The organism is Aeromicrobium sp. YIM 150415 (assembly GCF_016918125.1).
Lineage (GTDB): Bacteria > Actinomycetota > Actinomycetes > Propionibacteriales > Nocardioidaceae > Aeromicrobium > Aeromicrobium piscarium.
In genome coordinates, this window is record NZ_JAERWM010000029.1 from 69,364 (window position 1) to 87,719 (window position 18,356).

Annotated in this window: 17 protein-coding genes; 12 read left to right on the top strand and 5 right to left on the bottom strand. The window is 69.3% G+C overall.

Going from position 1 to position 18,356, the window contains the following annotated elements; translation table 11 throughout:
• Positions 1 to 159: 159 nt before the first annotated feature.
• The gene (locus tag JL108_RS17540; protein WP_143913655.1) at positions 160 to 873 is read right to left on the bottom strand and encodes a VIT family protein; all 714 of its coding nucleotides are present in this window, start codon (positions 871 to 873) and stop codon (positions 160 to 162) included.
• A 264-nt stretch (positions 874 to 1,137) separates the two neighbouring features.
• On the opposite strand from JL108_RS17540, the gene JL108_RS17545 reads away from it, so the two are divergent.
• The 9 genes from JL108_RS17545 to JL108_RS17585 all read left to right on the top strand — a co-directional run bounded on the left by JL108_RS17545 (position 1,138) and on the right by JL108_RS17585 (position 10,171).
• The gene (locus tag JL108_RS17545) at positions 1,138 to 1,584 is read left to right on the top strand and encodes an FMN-binding protein (RefSeq protein ID WP_205199419.1); all 447 of its coding nucleotides are present in this window, start codon (positions 1,138 to 1,140) and stop codon (positions 1,582 to 1,584) included.
• 3 nt (positions 1,585 to 1,587) lie between these two features.
• Complete coding sequence (locus JL108_RS17550; protein WP_205199420.1) at positions 1,588 to 2,421, top strand: FAD:protein FMN transferase; 834 nt, start codon at positions 1,588 to 1,590, stop codon at positions 2,419 to 2,421.
• Positions 2,418 to 3,920 carry a ferredoxin--NADP reductase gene (locus tag JL108_RS17555; RefSeq protein ID WP_205199421.1) on the top strand — a complete coding sequence of 501 codons (1,503 nt, stop codon included), beginning with the start codon at positions 2,418 to 2,420 and terminating at the stop codon, positions 3,918 to 3,920. Before JL108_RS17550 ends, JL108_RS17555 begins: the two co-directional genes overlap by 4 nt.
• Positions 3,921 to 4,135: 215 nt before the next feature.
• Positions 4,136 to 5,392: a glycosyltransferase family 4 protein gene (locus tag JL108_RS17560; protein WP_205199422.1), complete on the top strand. Its 1,257-nt coding sequence runs from the start codon at positions 4,136 to 4,138 to the stop codon at positions 5,390 to 5,392.
• The gene (locus JL108_RS17565) at positions 5,379 to 6,092 is read left to right on the top strand and encodes a class I SAM-dependent methyltransferase (RefSeq protein WP_205199423.1); all 714 of its coding nucleotides are present in this window, start codon (positions 5,379 to 5,381) and stop codon (positions 6,090 to 6,092) included. Before JL108_RS17560 ends, JL108_RS17565 begins: the two co-directional genes overlap by 14 nt.
• A gap of 2 nt (positions 6,093 to 6,094) precedes the next feature.
• On the top strand, positions 6,095 to 7,153 hold the full coding sequence (locus JL108_RS17570; RefSeq protein ID WP_240191464.1) for a prenyltransferase: 1,059 nt from the start codon (positions 6,095 to 6,097) through the stop codon (positions 7,151 to 7,153).
• Complete coding sequence (locus JL108_RS17575) at positions 7,150 to 7,776, top strand: class I SAM-dependent methyltransferase (protein ID WP_205199425.1); 627 nt, start codon at positions 7,150 to 7,152, stop codon at positions 7,774 to 7,776. The genes JL108_RS17570 and JL108_RS17575 overlap by 4 nt, the downstream gene beginning before the upstream one ends.
• Before the next feature lie 63 nt (positions 7,777 to 7,839).
• A complete protein-coding gene (locus tag JL108_RS17580) occupies positions 7,840 to 8,619 on the top strand; it encodes a PTS sugar transporter subunit IIA (protein ID WP_205199426.1) in 780 nt (259 codons plus the stop codon).
• Positions 8,620 to 8,632: 13 nt separating this feature from the next.
• Complete coding sequence (locus JL108_RS17585) at positions 8,633 to 10,171, top strand: PTS ascorbate transporter subunit IIC (protein ID WP_205199427.1); 1,539 nt, start codon at positions 8,633 to 8,635, stop codon at positions 10,169 to 10,171.
• Between the two features lie 82 nt (positions 10,172 to 10,253).
• Here the strand turns inward: JL108_RS17585 and JL108_RS17590 are convergent, their stop codons facing one another.
• The 4 genes from JL108_RS17590 to JL108_RS17605 form a co-directional block, all read right to left on the bottom strand.
• The gene (locus JL108_RS17590; RefSeq protein ID WP_143913641.1) at positions 10,254 to 11,015 is read right to left on the bottom strand and encodes an ABC transporter permease; all 762 of its coding nucleotides are present in this window, start codon (positions 11,013 to 11,015) and stop codon (positions 10,254 to 10,256) included.
• Positions 11,012 to 11,908 (bottom strand): ABC transporter ATP-binding protein, encoded by an 897-nt coding sequence (locus JL108_RS17595; RefSeq protein ID WP_143913640.1) that lies wholly within the window; start codon positions 11,906 to 11,908, stop codon positions 11,012 to 11,014. Before JL108_RS17595 ends, JL108_RS17590 begins: the two co-directional genes overlap by 4 nt.
• Positions 11,905 to 12,210: a transcriptional regulator gene (locus tag JL108_RS17600; protein WP_143913639.1), complete on the bottom strand. Its 306-nt coding sequence runs from the start codon at positions 12,208 to 12,210 to the stop codon at positions 11,905 to 11,907. Before JL108_RS17600 ends, JL108_RS17595 begins: the two co-directional genes overlap by 4 nt.
• 75 nt (positions 12,211 to 12,285) lie before the next feature.
• Positions 12,286 to 12,903, bottom strand: a complete 618-nt coding sequence (locus tag JL108_RS17605; protein ID WP_205199428.1) for a hypothetical protein — start codon at positions 12,901 to 12,903, stop codon at positions 12,286 to 12,288.
• A gap of 189 nt (positions 12,904 to 13,092) precedes the next feature.
• Between JL108_RS17605 and clpB the strand changes: the two genes are divergently transcribed.
• The 3 genes from clpB (at position 13,093) to JL108_RS17620 (ending at position 18,318) form a co-directional block, all read left to right on the top strand.
• Positions 13,093 to 15,687: an ATP-dependent chaperone ClpB gene (gene clpB, locus JL108_RS17610; protein ID WP_205199429.1), complete on the top strand. Its 2,595-nt coding sequence runs from the start codon at positions 13,093 to 13,095 to the stop codon at positions 15,685 to 15,687.
• A gap of 178 nt (positions 15,688 to 15,865) precedes the next feature.
• The gene (locus JL108_RS17615; protein ID WP_205199430.1) at positions 15,866 to 16,864 is read left to right on the top strand and encodes a hypothetical protein; all 999 of its coding nucleotides are present in this window, start codon (positions 15,866 to 15,868) and stop codon (positions 16,862 to 16,864) included.
• A 62-nt stretch (positions 16,865 to 16,926) separates the two neighbouring features.
• On the top strand, positions 16,927 to 18,318 hold the full coding sequence (locus JL108_RS17620) for an NAD(P)/FAD-dependent oxidoreductase (RefSeq protein ID WP_205199431.1): 1,392 nt from the start codon (positions 16,927 to 16,929) through the stop codon (positions 18,316 to 18,318).
• Positions 18,319 to 18,356 lie beyond the last annotated feature (38 nt).

An 18,356-nucleotide genomic window follows, 5' to 3' on the forward strand; every position in this document is an offset into this window, starting at 1 on the left:
AGTGGGCCTTAGGCCAGCCTAACGCGGTGACCACAACCTCCAGAACCTGTCCGCGATGTGAAATCCGTCGCCGCCGTTCGCCGTTCCCCACCGAGTGACCGCCTCCCCGTCCTCGTTGAGTGTGGGAGGTGCCCCCACGCTCAACGGGTTTCCGGGAGCTCAGCCGACGGTGGTGCCCAGGAGGTTGCCGATCAGCGACGTGGCCGTCAGCGCGAGCGCACCGCCGATGACCAGTCGCAGCGCGGCTCGCGCACGCGGTGCCCCGCCGATCGTCGCGCTGGTGACTCCCGTCAGCGCGAGGGCGATCAGCACGGCGATGAAGGTCGCCGGGACGCGCCAGGGCTCGGGCGGCAGCACGATGGCCGCCATCGGCAGCGCCGCGCCGAGGGTGAAGGCGATCGCCGAGGAGATCGCCGCGTGCCAGGGGTTGACCAGGTCGTCGGCGTCGATGCCGAGCTCCACGGCCAGATGCGCCTCGAGCGCATCGTGCTCCGTCAGCTCGCGGGCGACCTGCGCGGCGGTCTGGGGCTGCAAGCCTCGGCGGGACAGGAGCTCGGTCAGCTCGTCGAGCTCCTCGTCGGGGAAGTCGGCCAGCTCCGATGTCTCCTTGACGATCATGGCGCGCTCGCTGTCGCGCTGACTGCTGACGGAGACGTACTCGCCGAGGGCCATCGACAGGGCACCGCCGACGACGGCCGCGGTTCCCGCCGTGACGATCGCCCCCGTGCCGGTGGTGGCGCTCGCCACGCCGACCACCACGGCAGCCACGGAGACGATGCCGTCGTTGGCGCCGAGGACTCCCGCCCTCAGCCAGTTGAGTCGCTGTGCGCGTCGGCCGGAGTCGTGGGGCTCGCCCGGGTGCGTCGCGCTCATGCCGAAAGCCTAGACGGAGGATGTGCTGTCGAGGTCGCTATAGCAACCTCGACAGCACATCCTCCGTGAGCAGCGGGCCCGAGGGACGTCGCCGGTGGGATACGCACCTCTCGCCGACCTCGAGGGGTGCGTAGGTCACCGCCCCTCCGACGCTGCCGCGGCCGTCGGTCCTCACAGCGAAAGCTCAGCAGATCACCAGCGGCGTCTTGAGGGGCCTGCCTACCGTTCTGATTGACGACGCAATCAGTCTCACGAGGAGTCACCATGCGCCGCACCGCCCGAACAGCCGTCCTCACCGCGGCGGCATCCGCTGCCCTCTTCACCGCCGCCTGCGGCTCCGAAGCGGAGCGCGTTGAGCCCACCACGGCCCCCTCGTCACCCGCCGACAGCGCCGATGGCGCCGAGTCCGGCAGCTTCACCCCGGGCGACTATGAGGCCACCGGCAGCTATCAGACCCCGGGTGGTACGCAGTCGGTCGACGTGGACCTGACCCTCGAGGCCGATGGCACCATCACGGACCTCGATGTCGAGGGCAACGCCGAGGGCGGCAACTCCGAGCAGTTCCAGGGCAAGTTCGAGAGCGGCATCGACGCCGAGGTCGTCGGCAAGAAGATCACCGAGCTCGACGTCTCCAAGGTCTCCGGGTCATCGCTCACCAGCGGCGGCTTCAACGACGCGATCGCGCAGATCACCGACGACGCCCGGGCCTGACCGGTGCACACCTGGGCCTTCGACGCGATCGGCACCCGGTGGCGGGTCGACGCGGCTGCCGATATCGATCGAGCCGCGGTATCGGCCCTCGTCGACGACTTCGACCGCACCTGGTCGCGATTTCGCGAGGACTCCCAGGTGGCCCGGCTCCGTTCGGACGGCCGCGCCGACCTGGGGGAGCACGCGCCCGCCATCCTCGACCTCTACGACCAGCTCTACGCGCTCACCGAGGGGGCGGTCAGTCCCGCGGTCGGCGCGAGCCTGGAGCGGCTCGGCTACGACGCCGACTACACGCTGACAGCGAGCGGTGAGGCGATTCCCGCGTTCCGCTGGTCGGAGGCGAGCCGCGACGGATCGACGGTGGAGACCAGACAGCCGGTCGTCCTCGACATCGGCGCCGTCGGCAAGGGGTATCTGGCCGATCTCGTCGCCGATCTCATCGGAGCGCCCGTGACGGTCGACGCGAGCGGCGACATCGTGCACCGCGGCCCGGGTCCGTTGCGCGTAGCGATGGAGCACCCGGCCGACCCGTCCCGAGCCGTCGGCATCATCGAGCTGCCGCCGGGGCACGGGGTCGCCGCCTCGGCCACCAACCGTCGGGCCTGGGGCGAGGATCTGCACCATGTCCTCGATGCCCGCACCGGCCGGCCCGAGTCCGGGATCATCGCCACCTGGGCGGTCGCGCCCTCCGCAGCGCTGGCCGACGGCCTCGCGACCGCCCTCTTCTTCGCGGCTCCCGAACGCGTCGTCGAGGAGTTCCCGGGCGTGGGGTGCGCGGTGATCGACCGATCCCAGCGCATCCGTGCCGTCCGACTGCCCGGGGAGATCTTTCGATGACCGCACTCGAAGGCCTGCTCGGCCGCTTCACGATGTACCGATTGATGATCGGCGTCCTGGGCATCCTCGCCGCCTGGGCTCTGGTCGCGGCGGCCGCCGGCTGGCTCGACCCGGGGATCTTCGGCCTGTCGGCGATGCTGCTGACCCTCGTCGTGCTCGTCGCGTCCTCGGTGGTCGCCAATGAGGCGATCGGCCGCCTGGCCGGCGCCGCGCCGCACGCCGACTCCGCGATCATCACGGCCTTGCTGCTGTGGTTCCTGTACTGGCCCAGCACTGAGCCGGCCACGCTCGGGTGGCTCGCGCTGATCGCGGTACTGGCACAGGCCTCGAAGTACCTCATCGCGGTGCGTCGCCGACACCTCGTCAACCCGGCCGCCGCGGGCGTGGTGCTGGCGATGCTGCTGGCCTGGGCGACCGGGATCGGCACCATCCCCTATACGACGTGGTGGGCCGCGAGCGAGACCCTGCTGCCCGTCGCCGTCGTCGGCGCGCTGCTGGTGCTCTATCGCACCGGCCGGCTGGACATCGGTCTGATCTTCGTGCTCGTGGCCGCGCCGCTGACGGTGTGGGGCCTGACGGCCTTCGGCACGGATCTCGGTACCGCGGTACGGCAGGCGTTCTCGGCCTACCCGCTGGTCTTCTTCGCCGGTTTCATGCTGAGCGAGCCGCTGACACTGCCGCCTCGTCGCGCGCAGCAGTGGGCGGTGGCAGCGGCGGCCGGTGTCGTCTTCTCCTATCCGATGTGGTCCTTCGCCGCCTTCGGGTCGACCATCTCCGTCGGCCCCTTCGAGAGCACCTACGAGCTGACCCTCGTGGTGACCGGGCTGGCGGCCTTCGCGCTCGGTCAACGCGGCCGCGTCGGCCTCACCTTGCGTGAGCGCCGCCCCCTCGGCAGCGGCGTCTACGAGTATCGCTTCGATGCCGACCGGCCCGTGCGTTTCACCCCCGGCCAGTACCTGGAGCTGCATGTGCCGCACGGTCGCGCGGACTCGCGCGGAGCGCGGAGGGCGTTGAGCATCGCGTCGCCCCCAGGGCCCGAGGTCTGTGTCGCGATACGAGAACCGGAGGACGCCTCGAGTTTCAAGAAGACCTTGGCGGCGCTGCCGGCGGGGACGCGCCTCGCCGCCACCGGGGTGAGCGGCGACTTCCTGCTGCCTCGCGATCCGGGCGAGGGAGTGCTGCTGATCGCCAGTGGCATCGGGGTCACGCCGTTCATGAGTCAGTTGCGGGCCGATGGATCGGACCGCGATGTGCGGCTGGTCCATCACGTGCGTGCGGGGGAGGTGCAGCCCTATGCCGAGGAGATCGCCGCGCTGGGTCTGGAGTCGCACGTGGTCAGCGGGGACCTGCCGGGATGGGACGAGTTGGTCGCCCTGGTGCCCGATCTCGCGGAGCGGGTCGTCTATGTCTCGGGATCTCCGGCCTCTGTCGACGCGGTGCGTCGGGAGCTGCGCGGACGGGTACGCCGTATCCGCACCGACCGCTTCCTCGGTTACTGATCCCGCCGATTGGGGCGGTGAGTAGGCGTCCATTCGTGAGGGCGGCCCGGTGAGTAGGCGTCCATCGCTCCTCTATGGATGGACGCTGATCCACCGCCCCACGCCGCCGATGGACGCTCACGCACCGCCCCGGCCGGGGAGGTGCGGCTCGACCGTGACAGTGGACCTGTCACTATGGGTTACCGTTCGGTACGCGAGGTGTGAGGAGGGACCACATGCGGATCGCTCTGCTGTCCTACCGCACCAAGACCCACAGCGGCGGCCAAGGCGTCTACGTCCGCCACCTCAGCTGGGGGCTCGCCGAGCTCGGCCACGAGGTCACGGTCTTCTCCGGGCAGCCCTATCCCGAACAGCTCGATCCGCGGGTCCGGCTCGAGAAGGTGCCGAGCCTCGACCTCTACCGCGAGGACGACCCCTTCCGCACACCCCACCCCCGGGAGTTCCGCGACTGGATCGACGGGCTCGAATACGCGCAGATGATCACCGCGGCCTTCCCCGAGCCCCTGACGTTCAGCCTGCGGATCCGCCGCCTCTTCGGCCCCCGTGCCGCCGACTTCGACATCGTCCACGACAACCAGAGCCTCGGCTACGGGCTGCTGTCGCTGGTGCGCCGCGGGGTCCCGCTGGTCACCACGATCCATCACCCCATCAGCAAGGATCGACGACTGGACATCGCGGCCGCGCCCCTGCGCAAGCAGATCACGACCCGTCGCTGGTACCGCTTCGTGCGGATGCAGGCGCGTGTGGCCCGCCGCCTGCCGTCGATCCTCGGCGTCTCGAGCATCTCCGCCGCGGACACCGCCCACGACTTCGGCATCGACCCGGATCGCATGACGGTCATCCCGCTGGGCGTCGACACCGATCTCTTCGCGCCGCGCGGAGCCCGCATCCCCGGCCGTGTCGTCGCGGTCGCGAGCGCGGACAAGCCGCTCAAGGGCGTGCCGCACCTGCTCGACGCGATCGCCAAGCTGCGCACCGAGCACGAGCACGTGACCCTGCATCTGGTCTCCCCGGTCGAGCGCTCCACCGTCGCGCGGCTGCGTGAGTTGGGGATCGAGCACGCCGTGACCATCCACAGCGGCATCTCCGACGAGCAGCTCGCCGAGCTCATGGCCTCGGCCGAGGTCATGGCGGTGCCGTCGTTGTACGAGGGGTTCTCCCTGCCGACGGTCGAGGCGATGTCCTGCGGCACTCCGGTGGTCGCCAGCCGAGCTGGCGCGCTGCCCGAGGTGGTCGGCGACGCCGGCGTGCTCGTCGAGCTCGGCGATGTCGAGGCGCTCGTCGAGCAGATCGGCGCCCTGTTCGACTCTCCCGAGCGCCGCGAGCACTACTCGCGCGCCGGGCGCGAGCGGGCTGTGGAGCGTTTCAGCTGGGTGTCGGTGGCCCGTGCCACCGTAGAGGCCTACGAGCGCGAGATCGCGCGAGTCGAGAGACTGTCCGATACAGAGGTGGAGACCGATGCTGACCGTTGACTTCGATCGCCTGCGCGTCGGGCGCGGCACCCGTTTCATCGATGCGGGTGCCGGTGCCGGTCGGCACTCCTTCGAGGCGCTGCGCCGGGGTGCGCGGGTCACGGCCCTCGACCTCGACGAGGTCGAGCTCAAGGGCGTGCAGGACATGTTCGAGGCGATGGCCGCCGAGGGCGAGGTCCCCGCGGGCGGCACCGGCGAGACCGTCGTGGCCTCCATCCTGGACCTGCCGTACGACGATGCCTCGTTCGACACCGTCCTCGCCTCGGAGATCCTCGAGCATGTCCCGGAGGACGTCCAGGCGATCAGCGAGCTCGTCCGCATCCTCGCCCCCGGCGGCACGCTCGCGGTCACCGTCCCGCGGTGGCTGCCCGAGCGGGTCTGCTGGGCGCTGTCGGACGAGTATCACGCCAACGAGGGCGGCCACATCCGGATCTACAAGGCCGACGAGCTGCGTGCCAAGCTCGAGGCCGCGGGTCTCGTCTTCACCCACCAGCACCACGCGCACGCCCTGCACTCGCCGTTCTGGTGGATCAAGTGCGCCGTCGGGGTTCAGCGCGATCAGCACCCCCTCGTACGCGGGTACCACCAGCTGCTGGTGTGGGACATGATGAAGGCTCCGGCCGCCACTCGGATCGCGGAGAAGGCGCTGAACCCGCTCATCGGCAAGAGCGTCGCCCTCTACTTCACCAAGCCGCTGTGACGATGCCGCTGCCGCACGTCCCCGGCGTGCTGTCGGCCGAGCAGGTCCGGCAGACGGCGGGCACGATCATCGAGGCGCAACACGCCTCGGGCCAGATCGCCTGGTACCCCGGCGGCCATACCGATCCATGGGATCACGTCCAGGCGGCGATGGGGCTGTCCGCGGCGGGACGTCGCCGTGAGGCCGTCGCGGCCTTCGACTGGCTGGCAGGCGCCCAGCGTCCCGATGGCTCGTGGGCGACGCGATATGTCGACGACACCATCGAGGACGCCGCCACCGATGCCAACTTCTGCGCCTATATCGCGGCGGGGGTCAGGCATCTCTGGGCGATGGATCCGACCGGCGACCTGGAGCGGTTCTGGGCCGTGATCGACCGGGCGATGGAGTGCGTCCTGTCGATGCGCCTGCCGTCGGGCCTCGTGGCCTGGTCCCGCGGTGAGGACGGCGATCTGTCCGACCAAGCCCTGGTGACGGGCAACGCCTCGATCGCCTTCAGCCTGCGGTGCGCCCTCGACCTCGCGCGCGTATGGGGTCATCAGCGCCCGGACTGGGAGCTCGCGGTCGCTCGCATCGACCACGCGCTGCGGGTCCACCCCGACTGGTTCACCCCCAAGCCCCGGCACTCGATGGACTGGTACTACCCGGTGCTCGGCGGCTCGCTCATGCACGAGGCCGCCCAGGAGCGGATCGACGAGCGGTGGGACGAGTTCGTGGTGCCGGGCCTCGGTGCCCGTTGCGTCACCGTCAATCCCTGGGTGACCGGCGGCGAGTCGTGTGAGCTGGTGCTCGCGCTGGAGGCGATGGGCCGGCGCGATGCCGCTCTGCGGGTCTTCAGCGAGATGCAGCATCTGCGCGATGACGACGGCTCCTACTGGACGGGCCTGGTCTACTCCGATGGCGTGCGCTGGCCCGTCGAGCGCACCACCTGGACGAGTGCCACCGTCATCCTGGCCGCCGATGCGCTGTCGGCCGTCACCCCCGCCCACGACCTGTTCCATCCGCTGCGTCATGTGCGCACCGACTGGCTGGTCTCGTGTTCCTGTCAGGAGTCCGTCCGATGACCGATCTCCCCGTCGAGCTGGCCAGGATCGCCGCCGAGGTCAAGGGATTCCTGCCCGATGACGAAGCCGCGGCCCTGCGTCGGGCCGCTTCCGAGCACGCCACTCCCGGCGGCGTGCTCGTCGAGATCGGCACCTACTGCGGCAAGTCCACGATCCATCTCGGGCACGTCGCTCGTGAGGCGGGGGCAACCCTCGTCACCGTCGACCACCACCGAGGTTCCGAGGAGCACCAGGTCGGGTGGGAGTACCACGACACCGATCTCGTCGACCCCGCCACCGGGGCCTTCGACACCCTGCCGAGCCTGCGCCGGGCGCTGTTCGAGGCGGGATTGGAGGACGTGGTCGTGCCGATCGTGGGTCGCTCGTCGACAGTGAGCGCCTTCTGGCGAACTCCCGTCGACGTCGTATTCATCGATGGTGGCCACACCGATGAGGCCGCTCAGGCCGACTACGCGGGCTGGGCGCCGCAGGTGCGTCCGGGCGGTGCCCTCGTGATCCACGACGTCTTCCCCGATCCCGCCGACGGCGGCCAGGCTCCCTACCGCATCTACCTGCGGGCGCTCGAGGACGGCTTCGTCGAGTCCTCGGTCACCGGCAGCCTGCGCGTCCTCACCCGTCAGTGAGACCGAGCCGATTCCGGCTCTCGCGCCGAGACGCTCCGGTTCGTGGCGGGGTACCGTCGGAGCATGTCCGCTCTCGTCGAACTGCTGAGTGACGAGGCCATCGGCCTCGACGTCCGCGCCGCCGACTGGCAGGAGGCCGTCACGGCCGCCGGACGACTGCTGGAACACACGGGCGTCGCCGATGCTCCCTATACACAGTCGATGATCGACAATGTCACGGAGAACGGACCGTACATCGTCATCGCTCCGGGCTTCGCCTTCGCCCACGCGCGTCCGTCCGAGGCGGTGCACCGCACGGGTCTGTCGTGGGTGCGGCTCGCCGAGCCCGTCGAGTTCGGCCATCCCAGCAACGATCCCGTCACCCTCGTCGTGGCGCTCGCCGCCAAGGACGACGATGCCCACACCCAGGCGATGGCGCAGCTCGCCAAGGTCATCGGCGATCCGTCCACCAAGGCCGCCCTCGATGCCGCGGCCACGCCCGCCGAGGTGAAGGCGGCGATCGCCGGCGACACCGAGGAGGCGCCGGCCCACGCCGAGCACTCGGACGCGGCATCGTCGCGCAATCTCATCCTGACGGTCTGCGGCAACGGCCTCGGTACGAGCCTGTTCCTCAAGAACACCCTCGAGCAGGTCTTGGACCGCTGGGGCTGGTCGCCGTACCTGACGGTCGAGGCCACTGACACGATCTCGGCGCGCGGCAAGGCCAAGGACGCCGACCTCATCCTCACCTCCGGGGAGATCGCCCGGACCCTCGGCGATGTCGGCATCCCGGTCAAGGTCATCGACAACTTCACCAGCACCACCGAGCTCGACGCGGCGATGCGCGAGCTGTACGACGTCTGATCAGGAGAGACCCATGGACTGGCTGGTCGCCATCGCGGAGTTCCTCGTCAACGAGATCCTCAGCGTTCCCGCATTCCTCATCGGCATCATCACCGCCGTCGGCCTCGTCGCGTTGCGCAAGTCCACCGGTCAGGTGGTCGGCGGGGCGATGAAGGCGACGCTCGGCTTCCTGCTGATCGGCGCCGGCGCCACGCTCGTGGTGGCGTCCCTCGATCCGCTCGGCGCGCTCATTCAGAGCGCCGCGGGTGCGCAGGGCGTCATCCCCACCAATGAGGCCATCGCCGGCATCGCCCAGGCCGAATACGGGGCGCAGGTGGCCTGGCTGATGATCCTCGGCTTCGCGGTGAGTCTCCTGCTGGCGCGGTTCACGCCGCTCAGCTATGTCTTCCTGACCGGCCATCACATCCTCTTCATGGCCACGCTCATCACCATCGTGCTGGCATCGGCCGACTACACCGGGCCGCTCGTGGTGATCCTCGGAGGCGCCCTGCTCGGCATCCTGATGGTGTCGCTGCCGGCTTTCGCGCATCCGTGGACTCGACGCATCACCGGCGACGACAGCATCGCGATCGGTCACTTCGGCACCGCCGGCTACATCGCGGCGGGGGCGACGGGACGGCTCGTCGGCAAGAGCAGCAAGTCCACCGAGGACATGAAGCTCCCCGAGTCGCTGCGCTTCCTGCGCGACTCGATGGTCGCGACCGCGCTGTCGATGGTGCTCATGTACGTCGTCGTCTCGCTCCTCGCCCTGGCGCGCGTCGGCCAGGAAGAGGCCTTCGATGCCTTCGGCGGCGCGAGCGATATCGGCAATTTCCTCATGCTCGGTGTCACGCAGGGGCTGCAGTTCGGCGTGGCGGTGGCGGTCATCCTCTTCGGCGTCCGCACGATCCTCGGTGAGCTGGTACCGGCTTTCCAGGGCATCGCCGCCAAGGTGGTGCCTGGCGCGATCCCCGCGCTCGATGCGCCGATCGTCTTCCCCTATGCGCAGAACGCCGTGCTCGTCGGCTTCCTGTCGAGCTTCGTCGGCGGCCTGCTCGGTCTGGCGGTGCTCTCGGTCTGGCTCAACCCCGCCTTCGGGCTGGCGCTCATCCTGCCGGGCCTGGTGCCGCACTTCTTCACCGGCGGTGCCGCGGGCGTGTACGGCAATGCGACGGGCGGACGCCGCGGGGCAGTGGCGGGCGGCTTCGTCAACGGCCTGCTCATCACCTTCCTTCCCGCGCTGCTGTTGCAGGTGCTCGGCACCTTCGGTACCGCGAACACGACCTTCGGCGATACGGACTTCGGCTGGTTCGGCATCCTGATCGGCTACGGCGCCAAGCTCGGCTCGGTCGGTGGTGTCGTCGTCATCGCGGTGATCGGCTTGCTGATCCTCGGCGGCGCGATCCTCATGCAGAAGAAGCTGGTCGAGACCGGCTGGGACCCGGCCGCGGGCAGGGAAGGACCGGGTAAGGGAGACGAGGAGGCAGCTGCCGGAGCGACGGGCACGGCGGGGGAGTACCCCAAGATCGCCCCACCGGCAGGAGCCCCCGCGCCCCCGCCCCCACCCGAGTAGTCCCGCGCGACTTTTGCCGGGTTCTGGCCCTTCTCGTCGGCGTGTCGAGGGCCAGAACCCGGCAAAAGTCGGACCCTGAGGGTCAGCGGAAGCGCCGGCCCTCGTCGCGGCGGAAGCCCCACAGGGTGAAGGCGGCGCCGAGGACGCTCCAGCCGATGAGCACGAGCACCGTGCGGACCGCCACATCGCCGCTGCCGACCGCCCAGACGACGAGATCGCGCTCGGCGCGACTCGGCAGCAGCCCGGAGATGGTGTCCAGCCAGGACGGGAAGACATCGGGTGGGATGAACATGCCTCCGCCGAAGGCGAGCCCGAAGAACAGCAGCTGGGCGACGGCGATCGCGGACTTCTGTCGTAGCCAGTAGCCGATGGCGAAGCCGATCAGGAGCATCGGCACCGCTCCGGCGAGCAGCGCTCCGAGGGTGAGCAGCAGCCGGTCCGGGGCAAGCCGGGCCTCGGTGAGGAAGAACGCGATGACGCAGATCGGGATGAGACCGAGCACCGACAGGATGATGCCGGTGCGCAGCCGGCCGATCACCTGCGGGAAGGGCCCGGCGGCCAGCGTGCGCACGTAGGTGTCGAAGGGGCGCGCGCGGTCCTCGGCGATGCCGGCGCCGAAGGTGAACAGGCAGACCGACATCACCCCGAGCGCGGCGAGCTGGGCGGCGGCACCGGTCGCGGCGATGCGTTCGTCGGCGATCTCTCGTTGCGGCACGACGAAGAACAGGAGTGCCAGCGAGGGGAACACCGTGGTGCCGATGATCGCGATCGGCTCGCGGAGGACCTCCAGCAGGTTCAGTTTCGCGTGCGCGCGGGTGATGCTCAACGACGACGGCGTGCTCATGCTGTCCTCCTGGCGTCGGAACGGGTGAGTTGGGCGAAGGCGTCCTCCAGTGAGGCGCCGGCGACGCGGAGTCGCGAGAAGTCGACGTCGTCGGCGCACAGCCGGTGCACCAGGGCGTCGGCATCGCGCGTCAGCAATGTGACCTGGTCGCCGTCGCGTTCCAGGCTGACGACGCCGGGCAGATCGTCGAGGCGGGTATCGGTGCTGTGGAGGCTCACCCGATCGACATCGACGCGGTCGATGACCGACTGGGTCGTGTCATCGACGAGGACGCGGCCGTGGTCGATCACGATGACCCGTCGGGCGAGGCGCTGGATCTCCTCGAGGTAGTGGCTGGTGATCACCACGGTGCCGCCATCGGCCTGGTAGTCCTCGATGGCATTCCACAGGCTGTGCCGGGCCTCGATGTCGAGACCGGTGGTGGGCTCGTCCAGCAGGACGAGCGCGGGCCGACCCACCATGGCGAGCGCCACGGCGAGACGGCGCTGCTGGCCCCCGGACAGCGCACCGCACTGACGTCCGGCGAGGTCGGTGAGACCGAAGCGATCCAGCAGCTTCTCGGCCGGGAGGGGGTCGGGGTAGTGCCGCGACACGAACTCGATCACCTCCTTGACCTTGATCGTCGCGGGGAGACCGGTCTCCTGCGGGGTCGCCCCGATCGCGACGCGTGTGGCGGGCTGCCGGGGATCGCCGCCGGCGATCCGCACAGTGCCGCTCGATGGCTTGCGCAGGCCGGTCAGCAGGGAGATCAGCACCGACTTGCCGGCACCGTTCGGGCCGAGCAGTCCGACCAGCTCTCCGGGCCGGATGGTCACAGAGACATGGTCGACGGCGAGCACGTCGCCGAATGAGCGGCTCACGTCCTCGGCGACGACGAGGGGTGTGACGGTCATGAGCTCTCTCCTGTCGGGTCGATGAGGGATCGGATCTGTGCGGTGTAGCGCTCGAAGGCGGCGAGCCCGGTGGGGGTGATCTCGACATAGGTCACCGGGGTTCGGCCCTCGATGGTCTTGGACTGCCGCACGTAGCCGGCGTCCTCGAGCTTGCGCAGATGGGTCGAGAGATTGCCCGCGGTCATCTCGAGCAGCTTCTGCAGCCGCGGGAAGGTGATGCTGGCGTTGTTCGGCATCGCGGCGAGGGAGGCCACCACCCGCAGCCGAGCCTGGGCATGGATGACCGGATCCAGCTCACTCATGGCGACCCCCGCCCTGGACCGAGATGTGCTCCCGGTTGACGAATGGGGAGCACATCTCGGTCCCGGTCGAGGTGCTCATGCTCGCCGCCGGTCGAGGTAGTCGGCGAGGGCCGCGACGAGGAATCCGCCACCGCCCAGGCCGGCCATCACCAGGTACAGATAGGGGACCCCGGTCACCGAGGCGATGGCCACGACGACCGCGATCCAGATGCCGAGCCGGTACTGACGCGTGTCGTTCCAGGCGGCACCGCTGGCCATGAACAGGCAGGCGACGACGAGGCAGGGCAGGCCGTTGGCGACCACGCCGACACCTTCGCCCTCGAGGCCGGCGGAGAACATCCCGCCGTAGATGAAGAAGGAGGCGCCGAAGGAGGCACCCCAGGCGGTGCCGAGGCGGGCGTTCATCCGGCCGCCGGCGCCGCCGAGCCCGCTGGCCCGGCGCTCGGAGTGCACCACGGTGAAGACCAGGGCGGCGACGATCAGGCCGCCGAAGATGCTGCCGCCGAGGAGATGGGGCTCGCCCTCGGGGCCGACGGTGAAGAACATCGCGACATAGCCGATTCCCCAGGCGAGGCCCCAGATGCCGTAGAGCATCCGGTCGTCGGAGCTGAGACTCTCGCGCACCTGACGGCGTTGCGCGTCGATGATGGCCCAGCTCTCCGCCGGGGTCGGTGACTTCTCGTCCTCACCCATGGCTACCTCCGATATCGCCAACTAGTTTGTCGTGCAAAGTCAGTTTGCATGGCAAAGTCGTTTGCGTCAAGTGGCGACTGGCGGGACGCGTGACGAATGCCACGTCGCCGGTTAAAGTTGAGCGGAATGGACTCAACTTTGGCAAGGTTGTTCTAGGTGTAGACATCGTTATCACCAGGGGAGTCGTCGATGGACCTTTCGAAACTCACGACCCGCAGCCAGCAGGCGCTCGCTGCGGCCATGTCGTCGGCAGCCGCTGCGGGCAATCCCGCGGTGGAACCGGCACATCTGCTCGCGGCGCTGCTCGAGCAGGAAGGTGGCACCGCCGGGCCGCTCGTCGCGGCCGCGGGGGCCGACCCGCGCACCGTTCTCGCTGAGACGAAGCAGAGCATCGAGCTACTGCCTTCGGCCAGCGGTTCGAGTGTCCAGAATCCGAATCTCGCGCGCTCCACCCATGAGGTGCTGCAGCGCGCCATCGACGAGGCCGATGCACTCGGGGACGAGTTCATCTCGACCGAGCCGATCGTCGTGGGCATCGCCACCGTGCAGTCTCCGGCGCAGGCCGTTCTCGCACGCCACGGTGTCACCCCCGAGGCGTTGAAGGACGCCTTCTCCGCGGTCCGCGGCAGCGCGAAAGTCACCAGTCAGGATGCCGAGGACGCCTACCAGGCGCTGGAGAAGTACGGCATCGATCTGACGGCGCTGGCCCGTGACGGCAAGCTCGATCCCGTCATCGGCCGCGATGCCGAGATCCGTCGTGTCGTGCAGGTGCTCAGCCGCCGCACCAAGAACAACCCCGTCCTCATCGGCGAGCCCGGCGTCGGCAAGACGGCCGTCGTCGAGGGTCTCGCCCAGCGCATCATCGACGGCGACGTGCCCGAGTCGCTGCGTGGCCGTACGCTCGTCAGCCTCGACCTCGGCGCGATGGTCGCCGGAGCGAAGTACCGCGGTGAGTTCGAGGAGCGCCTGAAGGGCGTCCTGAACGAGATCAAGGAGTCGAACGGGCAGATCGTCACGTTCATCGACGAGCTGCACACCGTCGTCGGCGCCGGCGCGACCGGCGAGGGCGCGATGGACGCCGGCAACATGCTCAAGCCGATGCTGGCCCGCGGCGAGCTGCGCATGATCGGTGCCACGACCCTCGACGAGTACCGCGAGTCGATCGAGAAGGACCCGGCTCTCGAGCGTCGCTTCCAGCAGGTCTTCGTCGGCGAGCCGAGCGTCGAGGACACGATCGCGATCCTGCGTGGCCTGAAGGAGAAGTACGAGGCGCACCACAAGGTCGAGATCTCCGATGCTGCGCTCGTAGCCGCCGCGACCCTCTCGCATCGCTACATTCCGGGCCGTCAGCTGCCGGACAAGGCCATCGACCTCATTGACGAGGCATCGAGCCGGCTGCGGATGGAGATCGACTCCAGCCCGGTCGAGATCGATGAGCTGCGTCGTGCCGTCGACCGGCTCACGATGGAAGAGCTGCACCTCGAGCACGAGACCGACGAGGCCAGCGTCGAGCGCCTCGCGAAGCTGCGTGCCGAGAAGGCCGACAAGTCCGAGCAGCTGCGCGCCCTGGAGCAGCGCTGGGAGTCCGAGAAGCAGAGCCTCAATGCCGTCGGCGAGATCAAGGAGCGCATCGACGAGGTCCGCACGGCCGCCGACCGCGCCCAGCGCGAGGGCGACTTCGAGACCGCGGCGCGGCTGGCCTACGGCGAGCTCCCCAAGATGGAGGAGCAGCTCGCCGCGGCCCAGCAGGCCGAGGCATCGGCTTCCGCCGACCGGATGGTGCACGAGGAGGTCGGGCCGGACGACATTGCCGAGGTGGTGGCGTCCTGGACGGGCATCCCCACCGGGCGCCTGCTGGAGGGTGAGACCGAGAAGCTCCTGCACATGGAGGACGAGCTCGGCAAGCGGCTCATCGGCCAGAAGGCTGCCGTCCGCGCCGTGTCCGATGCGGTGCGGCGAGCCCGGGCCGGGATCTCCGATCCGGACCGGCCGACCGGATCGTTCCTGTTCCTCGGCCCCACGGGTGTCGGCAAGACCGAGCTCGCCAAGAGCCTCGCGGACTTCCTGTTCGACGACGAGCGCGCCATCATCCGCATCGACATGAGCGAGTACGGCGAGAAGCACAGCGTCTCGCGGCTCGTCGGCGCCCCTCCGGGCTATGTCGGGTACGACGAGGGCGGCCAGCTCACCGAGGCCGTACGCCGGCGCCCCTACTCGGTCGTGCTGCTCGACGAGGTCGAGAAGGCGCATCCGGAGGTCTTCGACATCCTCCTGCAGGTGCTCGACGACGGCCGTCTGACCGATGGCCAGGGCCGCACGGTCGACTTCCGCAACGTGATCCTGATCCTGACGTCGAATCTGGGTTCGCAGTTCCTCGTGGACCCGTCGCTGGACGATCAGGCCAAGAACGATGCGGTGATGAACGTCGTGCGCGCGTCCTTCAAGCCCGAGTTCCTCAACCGGCTCGACGAAGTGGTCATGTTCGAGGCGCTCGGCACCGAGGAGCTCACGCGGATCGTCGATCTGCAGTTGGATTCGCTGGCCCGGCGGCTGGAGTCGCGCCGCATCAGCCTCGAGGTGTCCGATGCCGCCAAGGAGTGGCTGGCGCTCACTGGCTGGGATCCGGCGTACGGTGCCCGCCCGTTGCGGCGGCTGGTGCAGCAGGCGATCGGCGACCGGCTCGCGCGCGAGCTGCTCTCGGGCGAGGTGCGCGACGGCGACACGGTCACCGTCGACCGCGACGAGGACGCCGACGAGCTCCGCGTCGCCCCGGTCCGGGGCTGAGTCGATCGCACCGGGGGCGGTGACCTACGCACCTATCCTCGCCCGGGGCGGTGACCTACGCACCTCTCGACACCGCTGAGGGGTGCGTCGCTCACCGCCCGCGACGGTGAGGGGTGCGTGAGGCACCGCTCACCGGGGGACGCGGGCTGCCCTGGGGTGATCTGGTTCGATAGAGGGCATGGCCGCGCCTCGTCCCCGTTCCGTGACCCTCGCCTGTCTGTATGCGGGGTGCGGCGCGGCCTTCGCCTTCATCATCCTGGTCAGCCAGCTCGGCAGCTGGGGCTCGATCCAGATGCAGGAGCAGATCGAGCAGTTGCTCGCGGAGCCGCCGCTGTCGGCCACCTCGCTGAGCGTCGACACGACGATGGAATGGCTGCGCTGGATGGTGCTCGTCGGGGTCGTCGGCACCATCGCGACCATGGTGTTCGCCATCTTCGCGTTCCGGGGCGATCGTGGCTCACGGATCGGGCTGACGGTGCTGTGCAGCCTGGCGGCTCTGCTCTTCGTGACCATGGGGCTGGTGGGCATCCTCCCGGCGCTCCTGGCCGCGATGTGCGTCGGGATGCTCTGGCAGCGCGAGTCCCGGCGGTACTTCGCCGGGGAGGAGCCTCCCGTCGAGCTGGGCGCTGCCCCGAGCGTGACCGCACCCCAGTCCCAGACTCCGCCGCCGGTCCAGGAGCAGCGCCCTTCCGCGCAGCAGGGCTACGCGCAATCCGTGGCACCCGCGCCGTCCGCGCGGGCGGCTCGTCCGAAGCCGGTGACGGCGGCCCTGCTGGTGACCGGCATCGGCTCGGCGATGGTCGCCGGTGTGGCCGCCCTGCTGCTCCTGACCGTCTTCGTCGGCGGCCGCGCGGAGGTGGAGCGCGCCTGGCAGGACCAGGGGATGCTCAGCGACATGATCGCCGAGAGCGGTTTCACGGTCGACGACCTGATGCGGCTGATGCTGGTGAGTGCCGCCGGGTGGCTGCTGCTCTCGCTGGTGGGCATGGCCGTCACCGCGTGGGCGTTCGCGCACCGTTCGCCGGTGGCGCGGATCGCGCTCGTCGTCGTCTGCGTGCTGACGATCGCCGCGTCCATCGTGTTCTTCCCCGTCGGCCTGCCGTGGACGGCCGCCGCGGTGGTCGTCATCGTCCTGGCCCATCGCCAGGAGGCCCGAGCCTGGTACCGAGGCGTGTAGCGCGGCTCACAGGCCCCCACGCTGACCGGCGGACACCTACCGTCCCGGACTAGTCTGGGCTCATGTCCTCCTCGGCTCCGGTTTCGTCCTCGAAGCGTCCTCATGTCGTCATCGTCGGCGGTGGATTCGGAGGCCTGGCGGCGGTGCGGAAGCTCAAGGACGCCGATGTCGACATCACGCTCATCGACCGGCACACCTACAACACCTTCCAGCCGCTGCTGTACCAGGTCGCCACGGCCTCGCTGAATCCCGGCGACATTACCTGGTTCCTGCGCGCTGTGCGCGCCAAGCAGGACAATGTGCGTTTCGTGAAGGGCACCGTCGTGGCGATGGATCACGATGCGCAGTCGATGCTGCTCGACGGCAACATCACGGTCAAGTACGACTATCTGATCATCGCGGTCGGTGTCACAGCTAATTTCTTCGGCATTCCGGGGGCCGAGGAGTTCTCGATGCCGCTGTACCGCCGGTCGCAGGCGCTCGCCCTACGCGACCGGATCTTCGCCAATCTCGAGGATGCCGCGATCAACGGCCAGGACCGCGATCTGCGGGTCGTGGTGGTCGGCGGCGGCGCCACGGGCGTGGAGACGGCCGGCGCTCTCGCCGAGATGCGCAATCAGGACATGCCGACGACCTATCCGGAACTGGATCAGAGTCGTATCCACATCACGCTGGTGGAGATGGCGCCGCACGTCCTCGGGCCGTTCCACCCGAATCTGCGCGACTATGCCAAGAAGTCACTGGAGAAGCGCGGGGTCGACCTGCGCCTCGGCACCGCGGTCAAGGAGGTGCGCACCGACGGCGTCCTGGTGGAGACCAATGGCACCGAGGAGTTCATCGAGGCCGGCATCGTGGTGTGGGCATCGGGCATCACGGCCCATTCGATGATCGGAGAGTGGGGGGTTCCGCAGGGGCGTGGTGGCCGCATCGAGGTCGACGACCGACAGCGGGTGCGCGGCTTCCACCATGTCTTCGCGGTCGGCGATATCGCGGTCAACCCCGATGAGCCGCTGCCGCAGCTGGCCCAGCCGGCCCTGCAGGAGGGCAAGTACGTCGCCAAGCTGATCCGCCGCGAGGTGGACGGCAAGGACGATCCGAAGCCCTTCTCCTATTTCGACAAGGGCACGATGGCCACCATCGGCCGCGCCTCGGCGATCGCGCAGGTCAAGGGGCTGCCCCGGCTCAAGGGCTGGATCGCGTGGCTGATCTGGGTGGCCATCCACGTGCAGCAGCTGCTCGGCAACCGCAACCGTTTCGCCACGATGACCAATCTGAGCCTGAAGTACCTGCTGTGGCGCAGTCACAATGCGATCGTCGGCGAGACCCCGTATGTGATCTCGCACGAGCCGCGGGTCATCGAGGCCACGCCGCAGGGTGCCACGAAGAAGGCGGTGAAGAAGGCCGCCAAGAAGGCGCCTAAGAAGGCCCCGTCGACCGAGTCCCCCGAGCACTGACCTCCGCGGTCCCGGTTGTGGCCACCTGTGGCCCGTTC